Genomic DNA, 13,114 nt, shown 5'->3' on the forward strand with positions numbered 1-13,114 from the left:
GGGCCGGCCGGCCCGGTTGCCTCGGCTGCGGTTCCGGGCGGGGTCTTGATGTCGGCCATGGCCCGGCTCCTCACTGCGCCGTCGCGTGCTGCAGTTCGTTCTGCAGGTCCTTCAGCGCCTGTGCGCTGCTCTTGCTGCCGGTCAGAGCGGCGTAGGTCTCCTGCTGGATCGCCGATGTCACGTCGCCGTACTGCACGACCCGCGGGCGGGGCACGGCCCGCAGGATGGACTGCTTGAGGACGGGCAGGTACGGATACTGCTTGACCAGTGAGGCGTCGTCGTACAGACCCGTGTACGGCGGAGCGAGGGAGGCGTCCTTGAGGAACGTGCCCGCGCTGTCCTCGCTGCTGAAGAACTTCATGAAGTCCAGCGCCGTGGCCTTGTTCCTGGCGAAGGACGACAGGGCCAGGTTGTGGCCGCCCAGACTGGAGGAGCCGGGTCCGTTCAGGCCGGGCAGAGGGGCGACCGCGAACTTGCCCGCCACCTTGGACTTCTCGGCCAGGGCGTACACGTACGGCCAGTTGCGCAGGAAGACCAGCTTCCCGGACTGGAACGCCTGACGGCCGTCCTCCTCCTGGTAGGTGACGGCTTCCTTGGGGATCGTCCCGTCCTTGACGGAGCCGGCGAGGAAGTCCAGGCCCTTCTTCGCCTCGGGGGTGTCGACGTGCGGCCTGCCGTTCGCGTCGGTGACGACACCGCCCGCGGAGTTCACGGCCTCGGCGAAGTTCACCGTCAGGCCCTCGTACTTCTGGAACTGCCCGGCGTAGCAGGACATGCCCTTGGCCTCGGACAGCTTCTTCACCTTGGCGCAGTCGTCCGTCATCTCCGACCAGGTGGCCGGGGGCCTGGTCACGCCGGCCTTCTTCAGCAGGTCGGTGCGGTAGTACAGCAGTCCGCCGTCCGAACTGGCCGGGGCCGCATACAGGTTGCGGCGGTACTTCGCCGTCTCCACCACCGGCTTGAGCATGTCCTGCAGCGGGAACTGCTTCTCGGGCAGGCGGTCGATCCACTGGTGGGCGGCGAACTCCGACGTCCACACGACGTCGAGGGAGAGCACCGTGTAGGCGTCGGACTTCGTCTCCGCGTTCTGGATCATCTGCTGGCGCTGCGAGTCCGCATCCGTCGGCAGCTGGATGAAGGTGACCTTCTCCTTCGGGTGCAGCCTGTTCCACCGGTCGATGACCTTCGGGACCACGCCGGACGTGTCCTTGCCCGCCACGTACGTGATGGGGCCACGGCCCTGGAACGACATGCTCCCGGCCGGCGCCCCGGATCCGCCGTCTCCGGAGGAGCCGCAGGAGGTGACGAGGAGCCCGGCGGCTGCGAGCGCTGTCGAACACTGGAGGGCTCTGGTGGTCCTGATCTTCACTGTCTTTCTCCTGGGTCGTGCGGAACCGAAGCGTGGCTGACAGTGCTGTCACGGCGTTGTGTGCATGAAACGCGCAGGTCATGGAGGCGGATGGCGACCACCCTGAAGGGGGTGCGACCTCGTCGAGACAACGCTTGCACGCTAGGAGTGCACCTACGGGAAGTCAATGCGTAACTGGCTGGTAGCACCGCCGAGTTTCGATGGATGGCGCAACTTGATTGCGGGCAAATTGGGCAAAATTACCCTCATTGAAGATCGTGACAGCGCTGTCACGAGAGGGCAGGCAGAAGAGCAGATCTGTGCTAACTTCCGCTCATGTCATCCGCTCCACGGCTCCCCACGATGGCCGACGTCGCCGAACGGGCAGGGGTGTCCCCGTCCACCGTGTCGCGCACCCTGCGCGGCCTGCCGACCGTCTCACCGGAGGTCCGCGCCCGGGTCGAGAAGGCCGCCCGCGAGCTGAACTTCGCGGTCTCGCGGCAGGCCGCCAGCCTGGTCACGGGCAAGACCGGGGTCGTGGCGGCGCTCGTGCCCACGCTCAACTCGTGGTTCATGGGATCGGCACTGTCCAGCCTGGGCCCGCTGCTGCGCGCGGCCGGCATGGAACTGACCGTCTACGTGATATCCGACATGAGCGAGCGCACCGCGTTCTTCGAGCACCTCCCGGCCCGGCGGAACGCCGACGCGCTGGCGGTGTTCGGGTTCGACCTCACCGACGAGGAGACCGTACGGCTGGACGACCTCGGGATGCCGGTCATCTATGTCAGCCAGCACGCCGAGGGCCGCCCGAGCGTGTACGTCGACGACGCGGACGGAGCCTGCAAGGCCACCCGCCACCTGCTCAACCTCGGGCACCGCCGGATCGCCTTCGCGCCGACCGTGGGCGCCAGCGGCTTCTGTTTCAGCTCGCGCGAGCGACTGCTCGGCTACCGGCAGGCGCTCGCCGAGGCGGGCATTCCGATGGACGACGACCTGGTGGTCACCATGTCGTTCGAGGACAGGCGCGACATCACCGAGGGGGTCGGAAGACTGCTGAGCCTGCGGGAGCCGCCCACCGCGATCTTCGCAGAGATGGACGAGTTGGCCATCGCGATCATCCACTCCCTGCGCAAGGCGCGGATCCAGGTGCCCGAGCGGATCTCCGTCATCGGTTTCGACGACCATCAGGTGGCCGAGTGGACGGATCTGTCCACGGTCGCCCAGTCCCCCTCGGAGATGGGCCGCCTGGCGGGCGAACTGGCCCTGCAGCTCATCCAGGACTCCGACGCGGGCCACACGCGCCACATCGTCCTGCCCACGCACTTGATCCCACGGGGCACAACGGCCCCGCCGCCTGCTCCCCGAAGCGAGGGCGCCTCCGAAGACCGGCGCGCCTGAGGGTCCGGCGCGGGCAGGGAGGGCACTTGGATCAGCCGCCGGCAGCTTCGGGCAGGAGCCGGCGCCGTAGCGGCCTAAGGGACGATGCGCGCGACTGCCCCGTCCTCGGGGTCTCCGTACTTCGAGATCAGCTGGTCGTCGCTCATGCGGTCGACTTCATCGTTTCTCGCGACGGGAAAGATCACGTGGGTGCCCTTGTCCGTCCAGTACTCGACGACGCGATGTGTGTCGGTGGCTCGGCTCATGCTCTGCTCCCTTGCGGCGCGTGGGGTTCAGAGTGCGTCTGTGCAGGCTGAGGGGTCAATAGGAAAAAGGGCTTCCGTTTTCGCTTTCGGAAGCGTAGGTTCCGCTTACCCCGCGTCGGCGCCTTTCGAGGCTCCGGCCCGCCGGTCCCGGGGCGGCGGGCCACGCGGGGGCCAATCGCTTGATCACGCCGCGCCACCAGCGGACGACGAGCGTCCCGTCCTCGCGTCACCAGCGGGCGACGAGCAGCTCCTCGTTGCCCTGGTGGCGGTACGGCCAGGTGGCGCCGGGCGCGACCCGTCCGATCGGATACCCGACGACGGGGTCCCGCTGCGCCATGCTGTCCAGCCCGCCGAGCAGCTTCACATGAGCTCACCGTCCTCGACCCCGCCTCCGGGAAGGGACCAGAGCAGCTCGCCGTCGGCGCCGAGGCTCTCCCGGACGAGCAGGACCTCGTGGCCTCTGCGGACGATGCCCATGACGAGTTGCACTCGGGGCACCGGGGTCTTCGCTGCCTCTCCCGTCATGCCACAGACCGTATGTGAGGGCCGGCGGTCCGGTACCGTCGGCCGGCGAGAGGCACTGATGCGGTGGCGGCAGCCGCGAAGACCGCGTTCCAGGGGTCCTTGGGCCAGAAGGACAGCCGGCCATGTGACCACTGCCGGCGGACGAGTACGACGCGCGGACCTCCCGGCCGTACCCACACTGGGATCCACCTCCACCAGACGCGGATGAAATTGGGGCCAGTCGGGTTCTCCACCGTACGTCTCTTCCTGTGTCCGCCGGGAGGCGTAGCAAGACCGCCCCGCAGATGGATTCGCTCGTGACCGCCGACACGAAATGGTCGTTCCGACCTGGAAGTTGATCGAAAGGAACGGCCATCGTGCGGACAGGACGCATGGCGCCCTTGCTCGCGGTGGGGATCACGGCAACGGTGCTCCCCGCCCTCGCCCCGGCACAGGCATCCGCGGCAGAACCCCTGAAGAGATTCGAGAACCAGAAGCCCGCGTGGCACCGTTGCCACGCGTCGACGACCGCCGCGTTCCAGTGCGCGACGATCAAGGTCCCACTGGACTACGGCCGACCCGGCTCCAAGACGCTCGAGCTGGCCATCTCCCGTATGAAGACCAGCGTGCCGGGCAAGCGGCACGGTGCGATCCTCTTCAACCCCGGCGGTCCCGGCGGCGAGGGCCTGGACATGCCGGTCCTGATGAAGTACTCGATGCCCAAGAAGGTCCGCGAGCAGTACGACCTCATCGGGTTCGATCCGCGCGGCGTCGGCCGCAGCAGCCCGGTCACCTGCGGCCTGACGGACACCGAGCAGAACATCGAACACCCCTACAGGCCGCGGACGTTCAGCCATGACGTCAAGTGGGCGCGAACCGTCGCCGACAAGTGCCGTGCCAGGAACGGCGACAAGCTCGCGCACATCACCACCCGCAACACCGCCCGGGACATGGACGTCATCCGCGCCGTACTGGGCGAGAAGAAGATCTCCTACCTGGGCGCCTCGTACGGCACGTATCTGGGTGCCGTCTACGCGCAGATGTTCCCCGGCCGGACCGACCGCTTCGTGCTGGACAGCGCGGTCGATCCGGCCCGGGTCTGGCGGGGCATGATCCAGGTATGGGCGGAGGGCAGCGAGCCGGCGTTCACCCGCTGGACGAAGTGGACCGCGCAGCGCCACGGCACCTACAAGCTCGGCGCCACCGCGGCCGAGGTGAAGAAGACGTTCTGGAACCTGGTTGCGCGGGCCGACCGCGATCCGGTCGAGTCCAACGGCAGGAAGCTCACCGGGGACGACATCCGTGCCGCTCTGCGCCCCGAGTTCTTCAGCCCCAAGAGCGCGGCGGAGGCCGTCGTCGAGTTGAAGAAGGCCGCCGACGGCAGGCCGGCCCCGCACCGCTCCGCCGCGCCGGACGACGAGAAGGAACCGCGTCGTTTCGCGGCTTCCGCCGCGACGCCGGCCGACAATACCTCCGCCGTCTTCTGGACCGTCGTCTGCGGCGACACCGCGGCCTGGCCGCACGACCCCGAGCAGTACCGGCGTGACGCGATCCGGGACAAGGCCAAGTACCCGCTGTACGGCGACTTCGGCTCCAACATCACGCCCTGCGCGTACTGGGGCACCACGGCAGAGCCCGCCACAAAGATCGACAACAAGGTGGGCATCCTCACCGTGCAGAACCAGTGGGACCCCCAGACGCCCCTGACCAGCGGCCTGGGCATGCACCACGCCCTGAAGGGTTCGCGCATGGTCTACGTCGAGGGCGGCGAGGGTCATGGTGTCTACTCCGAAGACCCGCGCGCGTGCGCCAACCGCACGGTCAACGCCTACCTGAGCACCGGAAAGCTTCCGGCGCAGGACGTCACCTGCCAGGCCTCCGGCCGCCGGAACCCGGGCGTGAACCAGCACGTCCTCCCGATGCCGCAGCGCACGCCCGGAGCGCCCCGCTTCTGATCGCGGCACCGAGGGCCGGCCGCCGGCACCTCCACCCCGGCCGATGTCGTCCTCCCCTGGAGTCTGCACCTGCAGGCCGGGGACGAAGGCCGAGGCGGCGGTGCAGGCACCGGCGCCGCCCGGCCGGCCGGCGCAGTGTTGCCTCGACGGCCCGGCGGCGGCAGCCCGTTGACGGCTCGGCCCCGGCACCAAGGGCCGAGCGTGGCACGGGCGTCCGCATCAAGTACCGTGCTGGCGTGTCCACGCCACCGTCGGCCATGCAGACCCCGCCGGGTTGCCCCTGGGGGGCGCCGCCCATCGTTCCGCTGCCCCCGAAGAAGAGCGGGGTCGGCCTCCTTCTCGGGATCGTCGGCGGCATCCTCGTCGCTTTCGTCGCGGTCCTGATGGCCTTCGTGCTGATCGGCAGGGAACTGGACGGCGGGTTCCCCCGGGCCCGCTCCACTCTGACGCTGCCCCGCACACTGCTCGACGGCCGGTACAGGCTGGCCCGGGACGAGTCCGGGACGCTGGGACGGACGCTGGAGAGGAACTGGGCGCACGGCTGGGACGCCAAAGCCGCCCACGGCGTCGTCGGGGAGTACGTCCCGGACGGCGGCGACCAGGGCACACTGGTGGTCACGGGCATGTACGGCCGGTTCAAGCACACCGCCACGGTGCGCGCCCGGGTCCTGGCGAACCACGACGCGGCCGGCCACGTGACCGTGCTCGTGGCTCCCGAGGACGTCACCCCGTCCGGCTCGGGCGTCACGGTCGACTGCGAAGTGCTGCACCGTACCTGGCCGGACGGGAGGTATCTCACCTACCCGGTGTGCGCCTGGGCGGACGGCAACACGTGGGCGCGGGTCGCACAGATGACCCTCGACGCCGACGCGAACGCCGATCTGAAGTTCGCCGCCCGGACCACGCTCCGGATCCGCTCCGAGATGGTGAAGGCGATCGATTGACGATGCCCGAGCTGCAGCTGCTCCGTCCGGACCATGCCCCGGCCCTGCTCGCCTTCGAGCGGGAGAACCGGGACTACTTCGCCGCCTCCATACCCGACCGGGGCGACGACTACTTCGCCCGGTTCGACGAGCGGCACCGTGCCCTGCTTGCCGAACAGCGAGCCGGGGACTGCTGTTTCCACGTCCTGGTCGGCACGGCGGGCGAAGTGCTGGGGCGGGTGAACCTGGTGGACGTGGCGGACGGCGGCGCCGATCTCGGGTATCGGATCGCGGAGCGGGCCGCGGGCCGAGGGCTGGCCACCTGGGCCGTGCGGGAGGTGTGCGGCCTCGCCGTCAGCAGGTACGGACTGACCGTCCTGCGGGCCGCGACCACCCTCGACAACGCGGCGTCGCGGGCCGTACTGAGCCATGTCGGGTTCACCGTCACCGGCGAGACGGTGCTGTCCGGTCGGCCGGGGCTGACGTTCGTCCTCGGCCTCGGGGGCTGATCCGCAGCCCTGGCGGCTGAACCGCAACCCTGGCAGCTGAACCGTAGCCATGGAGCTGAACCGTAGCCATGGAGCTGAACCGCCCCGCGTTCCGGTACCGGCCGCTCCTTCTCGGCGGCAGGGTGACAGGCGTCGGCCGGAACCGACCCGGGGCGCCGGCCGCCCGTTGGGCCTGCCCGGTGCCGGGCAGGCGGCCGACGCCCTCGGAGCCGGCCTCCGGTCAGATCGTCCTGGTGCGGGAGTCCAGCATGCGCCGTACCACGTCCGAGCGTTCCAGGAGGGTCTTGCGGACTACCGGGGTCGCCTGGCCGGCGGCCTGCCGGGCCTCTTCGATGTACGCGGGCTCGATGGCATACGGGGGGAAGAGGGTGTTCGCGAAGACCATCGCCGGGATCATTCCGCCCCGGTGCAGCTGCGGGATCGCCTCCAGATACCGCCGGGTGTAGGGCGCCAGCAGGGCCTCCTGGGCGGGGCGCCAGAACGCCGCCGCCACCTGCCCGACCGAATGGACGGGGACCGCGCGGTCCTCCACCAGCTTCTGCCACACCTCTGCCTTGGCGGCAGGGTCCGGCAGGGCGGCCCGTACCGTGAGGGCGCGGACCCAGGCGTCGGGGTCCCGGTCGCGTTCGAGCAGCAGGGCCGCCTCCGACGAGACGTCCCCGCCCAGCTCCGCCTCACGGACCAGCGCACGCCAGTGCAGATCCACGTCGTCGCCCGCCTGTTCGCGCAGCCAGGCCAGGTCGTCCGGGCTCGTCGCAGTGCGAGCCAGGCCGCGCAGTGCGACCTGACGGCGGCCCGGGTCCGCGGCAAGGTGCCGGCAGGCTGCCGCCACCTCGGCCGTCATCCCCGCGCGTTCGGCCTCCGGCGCCCAGAGTTCGGCAATGTTCGCGGCGAGGGTCAGACAGGGCTCGATCACGGCGTCGGACGTCTCGGCCACGAGGACCGCGGTGATGCACCGCCCGACCTCGGCGGCCGTGGCTTCGCCGGTGGTCAGCATGTCCCACACGGTCGCGGTGGCCACGCCCCGGGAGATGGCCGTGGGCAGTTGCGCCGCCGTCCGGAGGAAGGCGTCCCTGCTCGCGGGATCGGGGCGGACCGTGGCGAAGGTCAGGTCCTCGTCGTTGATCAGCAGGACGTCGATGTCCGCCTCGGGCGGGAGGCCCGTCACCGGAGTTCGGGTCTGGGTCGCCTCGACGCGCACCAGCGCCCGGCGTTCCAGGACGTCGCCCTTCCTGCCGTACGCACCCACCGCCAGCACCTGGGGGCGCGGGGTGCCGTCGGCCACCAGGGTGACGTCGTCGCCGTCGCGTTCCAGTGAGAAGCGGTCGGTGCCCGCCGTGGCGAGCCAGGCCGTGCGCCAGGTGTCCAGATCGCGCCCGCCGGCCTCGGACAGCGCGTCGATCAGGTCCTGGAGCGTGGCGCTGCCCCACGCGTGGCGGGCGAAGTAGGCGGTCATCCCCGCCCTGAAGCGTTCTTCGCCCACATACGTCATCAGCTGCTGGAGGACGGACGCGCCCTTGGGGTAGGTGATGTTGTCGAAGATCGACGCGGCCTGGGCGACATCGTGGATGGGCTGGTGGATCGGGTGCGAGGCGGGGCCCTGGTCCGCGAGGTACGCCTTGAGTTTGTCGCTCGCCAGGTGGCCCGCCCAGGCGTCGGTGTACCGGGTGGCGCGTTCGGCGGCCCAGTGGCAGGCGAACTCCGCGAACGCCTCGTTCAGCCAGAGGTCGTCCCACCAGCGCATGGTGACGATGTTGCCGAACCACATGTGCGCCATCTCGTGCAGCAGCACCTTCGCGAGCAGCTCGCTCTCGGCGGGCGTCGGCGTGACCCGCTGCAGGAAGCCGTCCGACCAGGTCACGCAGCCGTAGTTCTCCATTGCCCCACCGAACTCGGGCATGAACACCTGGTCGTACCTGCGCTGCGGGAACGGCATCGCGAAGGCCTCGCCGAAGAAGGCGAGGCCCTGGCGGGTGAGGGTGAAGATCTCGTCGGCGTCGCGTTCCAGGATCGGGGCGAGGGAGCGACGGGCGTAGAGACCGAGGTCTCGGCCGTCGGCCTCGCGGCGGATCTCGTGGAAGGGTCCGGCGTTGACGACGGTGTTGTACACGGACAGGCGCGGGGTGTCCGGGAAGGTCCAGCGGCGGGCCGAGTCCAGTTCCTCGATGCGCGGGTCACCGGAGTTGCTCGTCACGGTCCACGCCGACGGGGCCGTGACGGTGAAGGCGTGCGGGGCCTTGAGGTCGGGCTGGTCGAAGCACGCCCAGACGAACCGGGCCTCGTCCGGTTCGAAGCTCATCCACACGTAGACCTCGCCGTCCGCGGGGTCGGTCGCCTTGTGCACACCCTCGCCCGTGGCCGTGTCGGCCTGGACGCTCTCCACGCGCAGCACGTTGTGCCCGGCGAGGTCGGGAAGGGGTATCCGGCCGTCCCCGGCGGGTTCGAGGGATCTGCCGTTCAGCGTGGCGCTCAGCACCTGTGCGGCGCAGTCCACGAAGGTCTCGGCGCCCGGTTCGTGGCAGGTGAAGGTCACGGTGGACACGCACCGGACCTCCGGCCCGTCGGGCAGGCCGGTGAGGTCGATGTCCACGTCGTACCGCTCGACGGCCAACAGCGCGGCGCGGCGCTCGGCTTCGGTACGCGTCAGGCTCCGGATGGTCATGCATTCTCCCTCGTCAGACAGCGGGCGCCAGAGTACGGCGCAAGGCGCTGGTTCGCGCAGGGGTTTTTGCGTGTCGAGCGCGCCGGGAGTCCTGCCCCTTTCGTGGCCTCGAGCCCGCGTGCGCCCGGATGCCGGGACCGGTTGCGGGCCCCCAAGTGGCCGATTTCGCAGCCTGCTTCGGGCCGGACTTGCAGAGCGGGTAGGGTTATATGATCAAATCTCCCGATGCGTACCCCCCACATAAAGACGCATCATCCTGCTCAGTCGGACGGGCCTGCCGGCGAAAGGGTTCCGCTCAGCCGTAATCCGTACGACGAACTGGCAGCGCTGGCAGACAATCCGCTCGAGGACTTCCTCACCGAGGACACACCGGGCCCGCAGGGCGACGACGCCGAGGAGCCCTGGTCACCGCCCAACCACAGGCGTGGCAGCCGCCGTCGCAACCGCGCCACCGGCCTGCCCATCGTGGTCAGGGCGCTCGCCTGGGTGCTCACCCTCGCCTGCCTCGTCACCCTCGCCGACCGCTGGGCACTGTTCTACGCCGAGCACAAGGCCTCCGAACGGCTGACCCGGTCGGGCCTGTGCCGGACGGGGGTCGGCACTGCCACGACCGGGCGGGGGAGCGCATCGCCGAACGGCTGCTGAGCACGGTCAGGGAGGACCTCGGACGGGCCGACTCGAAGGCGTCGGTCCTGCTGTCGGGGACGCTCGCCCTGCCCGCGTTCCTGCTCGGCTGGCACGGCGCACCGGGCTGGCACGGCCCCGCCGACGTGACCCTGGTCCTCGCCGCCCTCCTCTGGGCCGGTGCGGTGATCGCGCTGATCGGCGCGCTGATGCCGCGCACCCGAACGGTCCGGGGCGGGGCCGGGGTGACGTACTTCGGCGACCTGGCGGCCTCCCGCGACCTGGAGGGCCTGGCCGCGCAGGTCGCCGAGGCCGGCCTCGATCCATCCGAATGGCTGCTCGTCCAGGCCGTGGACGTCAGCTCGATCCTGTCCGCCAAGTACCGGGCCATCCGCTGGGGCATGGGCTCGCTCGCCCTGTCGGCCGCCCTGGCACTGGCCTGGGGTCTGACCCCGCGCTGACGCGTGGCCGGCCCGCACCAAGCACTCCATGCAGCGACGAACGAAGAAACAGGGGACGGCCGTGGGAACAGTCACGGGAAGACGGCAGACACACAGGGGCCGGATGCGCCGCGCCGCGGCCCCGGTGCTGGCGGGCGCGGCGTTGTTCGCGTCCCTGCTGGCACCGGCCGGTCAGGATCCGGCGCCGGCGGCGGACTCCGTACCGGCGTTTCCGGCGGTCAACTACGCGGTGGCGGTGGACGAGTCCGCGAGCCTCTCACCCGAGGACATGAAGGCCGAGAAGGCAGCCGCCGCCCGGATCGCGCTGGGTGACGTGTCCTCGGACTCCCACGTCACCGTCTTCGGGTTCGCCGCCGCCGAGTCCGGAGACCAGCGCGCGGTGGACCCGGTGTGCCCGCGCACCGGGCTGGACGCGGCGGGCCGCGAGACGATCGGCGCCTGCGTGGGCAAGCTGCACAGCCGCACGAAGGACGAGGGCACCGGCACCGACTTCCCGAGCGCGATACGCCAGGGCGTGCACGACCTCACCGACGGCACGGACGCGACCCAGCCCCGGGTGCTGTTCCTGCTGACCGACGGGTACATGGACGTCACCGACAGCTCCAAGTACGGTCCCCGCGAGCACCGCGAGGCCGAGGGCGAACGGCAGCTGGGCCTCGCGCTCAAGGAGGCGGCCGCCCAGAACGTGCAGATCTGGCCGCTCGGCTTCGGCTCGGACCCGCGCCTGGACGAACTCAAGCGGATGGCCGCCGGCGGATACCAGAAGGGCTGCGTCGACCTGGCCTCCGCCCGCCCGCAACCCCACAAGGTCAAGGCGGCGGACGTCGGTTCCACGCTGGAGGACATCTTCGCCGCCGCCCACTGCATGCGTCACGGAGAGGGCAGCGGCAGCAAGCGGCCTCCGGCCACCCTGAGCGTCGGCATCTCGCCGCTCGCCACGGTGGGCAGCATCGTGGTCGACAAGGGCGACCCCGAGGTGAAGGTCACCTACTACGACCCGAGCGGCGACAAGGTCCCCACGCACGGGACGTACAAGAAGTCGCAGTTCGAGCTGGCGGGCGGCACCGGCCCGGTGGAGGCGCTGAAGATCGTCGACCCGCTGCCGGGCACCTGGAAGGTGAAGGCCGAGGCCCCCGAAGGACACCGTTCCCTGCCGGTCTCCGTCAGCGTGCTGTGGCAGGGCGAACTGCGCGGCGCCATCACGATGGACCCGCCCTCGCCGCAGCCCGGGGACAAGGTCACCGTGACCATGCGGCTGCAGACCCGCGAGGGCTACGAGGTCAAGGACCCGCGTGACTACTCGGGACTGCGGGTGCGCAGCGAACTGACCGGAGCCGGCTTCAGCCCCCTCGCCCTCGACCTCACCGACGACGGCAAGGCGCCCGACGCCACGTCCGGCGACGGCTCCTTCACCGGCACCGTGCGGATCCCGCAGACCGCCGACGGGGCGCTGAAGGTGAGCGCCACGCTGACCGCCTCGGGACTGCGCGCCGACACCCGCAGCGAGGGCGGCTGGGCCGCTCCCGGCCAGCCGCCCGTCACCGCCGGGCTCGACCTGCCCGCGGCGAGCACCCACCCGGGCGGTACGGTCAGCGGCACCCTGTCCGTCCACAACACCAGCGGCACCGCGCACACCCTGCGGCTCGCCGTGGCCGATGTGCAGCCCGGGCTGCTCTCGGTCAGCCCCGCCGAGATCACCCTCAAGCCCGGCGAGTCCGGCACCCGGAAGGTGACGGTCCGGGTCGCGCCCGCGAACGTCTTCGGCGACCGCCTCGGCCACGACGGGCTCAAGCTCGCCGGCACCGCCACCGTCGTCGACACCAGCGACCACGACCGGACCCTCCAGGGTCTCCCGCTCTCCGTGCGGGTCACGCCCAGGCCGGGTATCTGGGACCAGTACTGGTGGGCGTTCGCGGCCGCCGCCGCCCTGGTCGTCCTGGCCGCCGTGGCGGTCGCTGCCTGGGTACGGCAGCGCCGCCGGCGCCGGGACCCGCACGGACTCGTGCTGCGGCTGGTCTCCGAGGACGGCAGCGTGCTCAACGAGCACCTGGCCGGACACGGCACCAAGCAGTGGTACGAGTTCGCCGTCGCCGAGGCCCACCGCAGCCCGCGCATCGAACGGCGCCCGCACGGCCCGTACGCCGTCCAGCGCAGCCCCGAAGGCGGAGCGGTCCTGCGCAAGCGGGGCAGCGGCCGGACCCCGGTGCCCGCCCGCGGTCAGGTCCCGCTGACCGGCACGCTGCACCTGTCCCTCGGCGAGGACAGCCGTCCCCCGAAGAACGGCGGCCGGACGCGTCCGGAGGCCACCCCCACACCCGGTGCCGGCCCAGGAGGCGGCGCCTTCACCGACTACGAGTGACGTGGCGGGCGGGCACCGCACCGCCCGCCCGCACACCGCTCCGCGGCCACCGGGCGCGCACACCACGGCCGTTCCCAGCACGAAGCCGCGGCCGCCCCGGCCGCGAGGGGGGAGGAAACCCAGAAG

At 70.9% G+C, this 13,114-nt stretch carries 12 protein-coding genes; 7 read left to right on the top strand and 5 right to left on the bottom strand.

Annotated elements, in window-relative coordinates:
- Positions 1-70: 70 nt before the first annotated feature.
- Positions 71-1,369, bottom strand: coding sequence for an ABC transporter substrate-binding protein (locus AB0H32_RS41365; RefSeq protein ID WP_361132521.1), 1,299 nt, complete (start codon positions 1,367-1,369; stop codon positions 71-73).
- Positions 1,370-1,684: 315 nt separating this feature from the next.
- Between AB0H32_RS41365 and AB0H32_RS41370 the strand changes: the two genes are divergently transcribed.
- Entirely contained in the window at positions 1,685-2,746 is a 1,062-nt protein-coding gene (locus AB0H32_RS41370) for a LacI family DNA-binding transcriptional regulator (protein ID WP_361132524.1), read from the top strand.
- Positions 2,747-2,820: 74 nt separating this feature from the next.
- Here AB0H32_RS41370 and AB0H32_RS41375 read toward each other — a convergent pair whose 3' ends face one another.
- The 3 genes from AB0H32_RS41375 to AB0H32_RS41385 all read right to left on the bottom strand — a co-directional run bounded on the left by AB0H32_RS41375 (position 2,821) and on the right by AB0H32_RS41385 (position 3,516).
- Positions 2,821-2,991 carry a hypothetical protein gene (locus tag AB0H32_RS41375; RefSeq protein WP_361132527.1) on the bottom strand — a complete coding sequence of 57 codons (171 nt, stop codon included), beginning with the start codon at positions 2,989-2,991 and terminating at the stop codon, positions 2,821-2,823.
- Positions 2,992-3,217: 226 nt separating this feature from the next.
- Positions 3,218-3,355: a hypothetical protein gene (locus AB0H32_RS41380; protein WP_361132530.1), complete on the bottom strand. Its 138-nt coding sequence runs from the start codon at positions 3,353-3,355 to the stop codon at positions 3,218-3,220.
- Positions 3,352-3,516, bottom strand: coding sequence for an NUDIX domain-containing protein (locus AB0H32_RS41385; RefSeq protein ID WP_361132532.1), 165 nt, complete (start codon positions 3,514-3,516; stop codon positions 3,352-3,354). The genes AB0H32_RS41380 and AB0H32_RS41385 overlap by 4 nt, the downstream gene beginning before the upstream one ends.
- Positions 3,517-3,872: 356 nt before the next feature.
- Here AB0H32_RS41385 and AB0H32_RS41390 point away from each other — a divergent pair, with 356 nt between their 5' ends.
- The 3 genes from AB0H32_RS41390 to AB0H32_RS41400 all read left to right on the top strand — a co-directional run bounded on the left by AB0H32_RS41390 (position 3,873) and on the right by AB0H32_RS41400 (position 6,882).
- Positions 3,873-5,450 (top strand): alpha/beta hydrolase, encoded by a 1,578-nt coding sequence (locus AB0H32_RS41390; protein WP_361132535.1) that lies wholly within the window; start codon positions 3,873-3,875, stop codon positions 5,448-5,450.
- Between the two features lie 236 nt (positions 5,451-5,686).
- Positions 5,687-6,394 carry a hypothetical protein gene (locus AB0H32_RS41395; protein WP_361132538.1) on the top strand — a complete coding sequence of 236 codons (708 nt, stop codon included), beginning with the start codon at positions 5,687-5,689 and terminating at the stop codon, positions 6,392-6,394.
- A 2-nt stretch (positions 6,395-6,396) separates the two neighbouring features.
- Positions 6,397-6,882, top strand: a complete 486-nt coding sequence (locus AB0H32_RS41400) for a GNAT family N-acetyltransferase (RefSeq protein ID WP_361132541.1) — start codon at positions 6,397-6,399, stop codon at positions 6,880-6,882.
- Positions 6,883-7,102: 220 nt separating this feature from the next.
- Here the strand turns inward: AB0H32_RS41400 and pepN are convergent, their stop codons facing one another.
- The gene (gene pepN / locus AB0H32_RS41405) at positions 7,103-9,544 is read right to left on the bottom strand and encodes an aminopeptidase N (protein WP_361132544.1); all 2,442 of its coding nucleotides are present in this window, start codon (positions 9,542-9,544) and stop codon (positions 7,103-7,105) included.
- 225 nt (positions 9,545-9,769) lie between these two features.
- Between pepN and AB0H32_RS41410 the strand changes: the two genes are divergently transcribed.
- From AB0H32_RS41410 to AB0H32_RS41420, 3 genes are all read left to right on the top strand, one after another.
- Entirely contained in the window at positions 9,770-10,189 is a 420-nt protein-coding gene (locus AB0H32_RS41410) for a hypothetical protein (protein ID WP_361132547.1), read from the top strand.
- Entirely contained in the window at positions 10,126-10,629 is a 504-nt protein-coding gene (locus AB0H32_RS41415) for a Pycsar system effector family protein (RefSeq protein ID WP_361132549.1), read from the top strand. The genes AB0H32_RS41410 and AB0H32_RS41415 overlap by 64 nt, the downstream gene beginning before the upstream one ends.
- A gap of 103 nt (positions 10,630-10,732) precedes the next feature.
- Complete coding sequence (locus tag AB0H32_RS41420; protein WP_361132552.1) at positions 10,733-12,988, top strand: VWA domain-containing protein; 2,256 nt, start codon at positions 10,733-10,735, stop codon at positions 12,986-12,988.
- Positions 12,989-13,114: the final 126 nt, after the last annotated feature.

The sequence above is a fragment of the Streptomyces sp. NPDC020362 genome, assembly GCF_040642095.1.
Classification (GTDB): Bacteria; Actinomycetota; Actinomycetes; order Streptomycetales; family Streptomycetaceae; genus Streptomyces.

Bases quoted from the DNA above. Each gene is read 5' to 3' on its own strand.
- AB0H32_RS41375 (WP_361132527.1), bottom strand. From the start codon at position 2,991: ATGAGCCGAGCCACCGACACACATCGCGTCGTCGAGTACTGGACGGAC.
- AB0H32_RS41420 (WP_361132552.1), top strand. From the start codon at position 10,733: ATGCGCCGCGCCGCGGCCCCGGTGCTGGCGGGCGCGGCGTTGTTCGCG.
- AB0H32_RS41400 (WP_361132541.1), top strand. From the start codon at position 6,397: ATGCCCGAGCTGCAGCTGCTCCGTCCGGACCATGCCCCGGCCCTGCTC.
- AB0H32_RS41370 (WP_361132524.1), top strand. From the start codon at position 1,685: ATGTCATCCGCTCCACGGCTCCCCACGATGGCCGACGTCGCCGAACGG.
- AB0H32_RS41385 (WP_361132532.1), bottom strand. From the start codon at position 3,516: ATGACGGGAGAGGCAGCGAAGACCCCGGTGCCCCGAGTGCAACTCGTC.
- pepN (WP_361132544.1), bottom strand. From the start codon at position 9,544: ATGACCATCCGGAGCCTGACGCGTACCGAAGCCGAGCGCCGCGCCGCG.
- AB0H32_RS41410 (WP_361132547.1), top strand. From the start codon at position 9,770: ATGCGTACCCCCCACATAAAGACGCATCATCCTGCTCAGTCGGACGGG.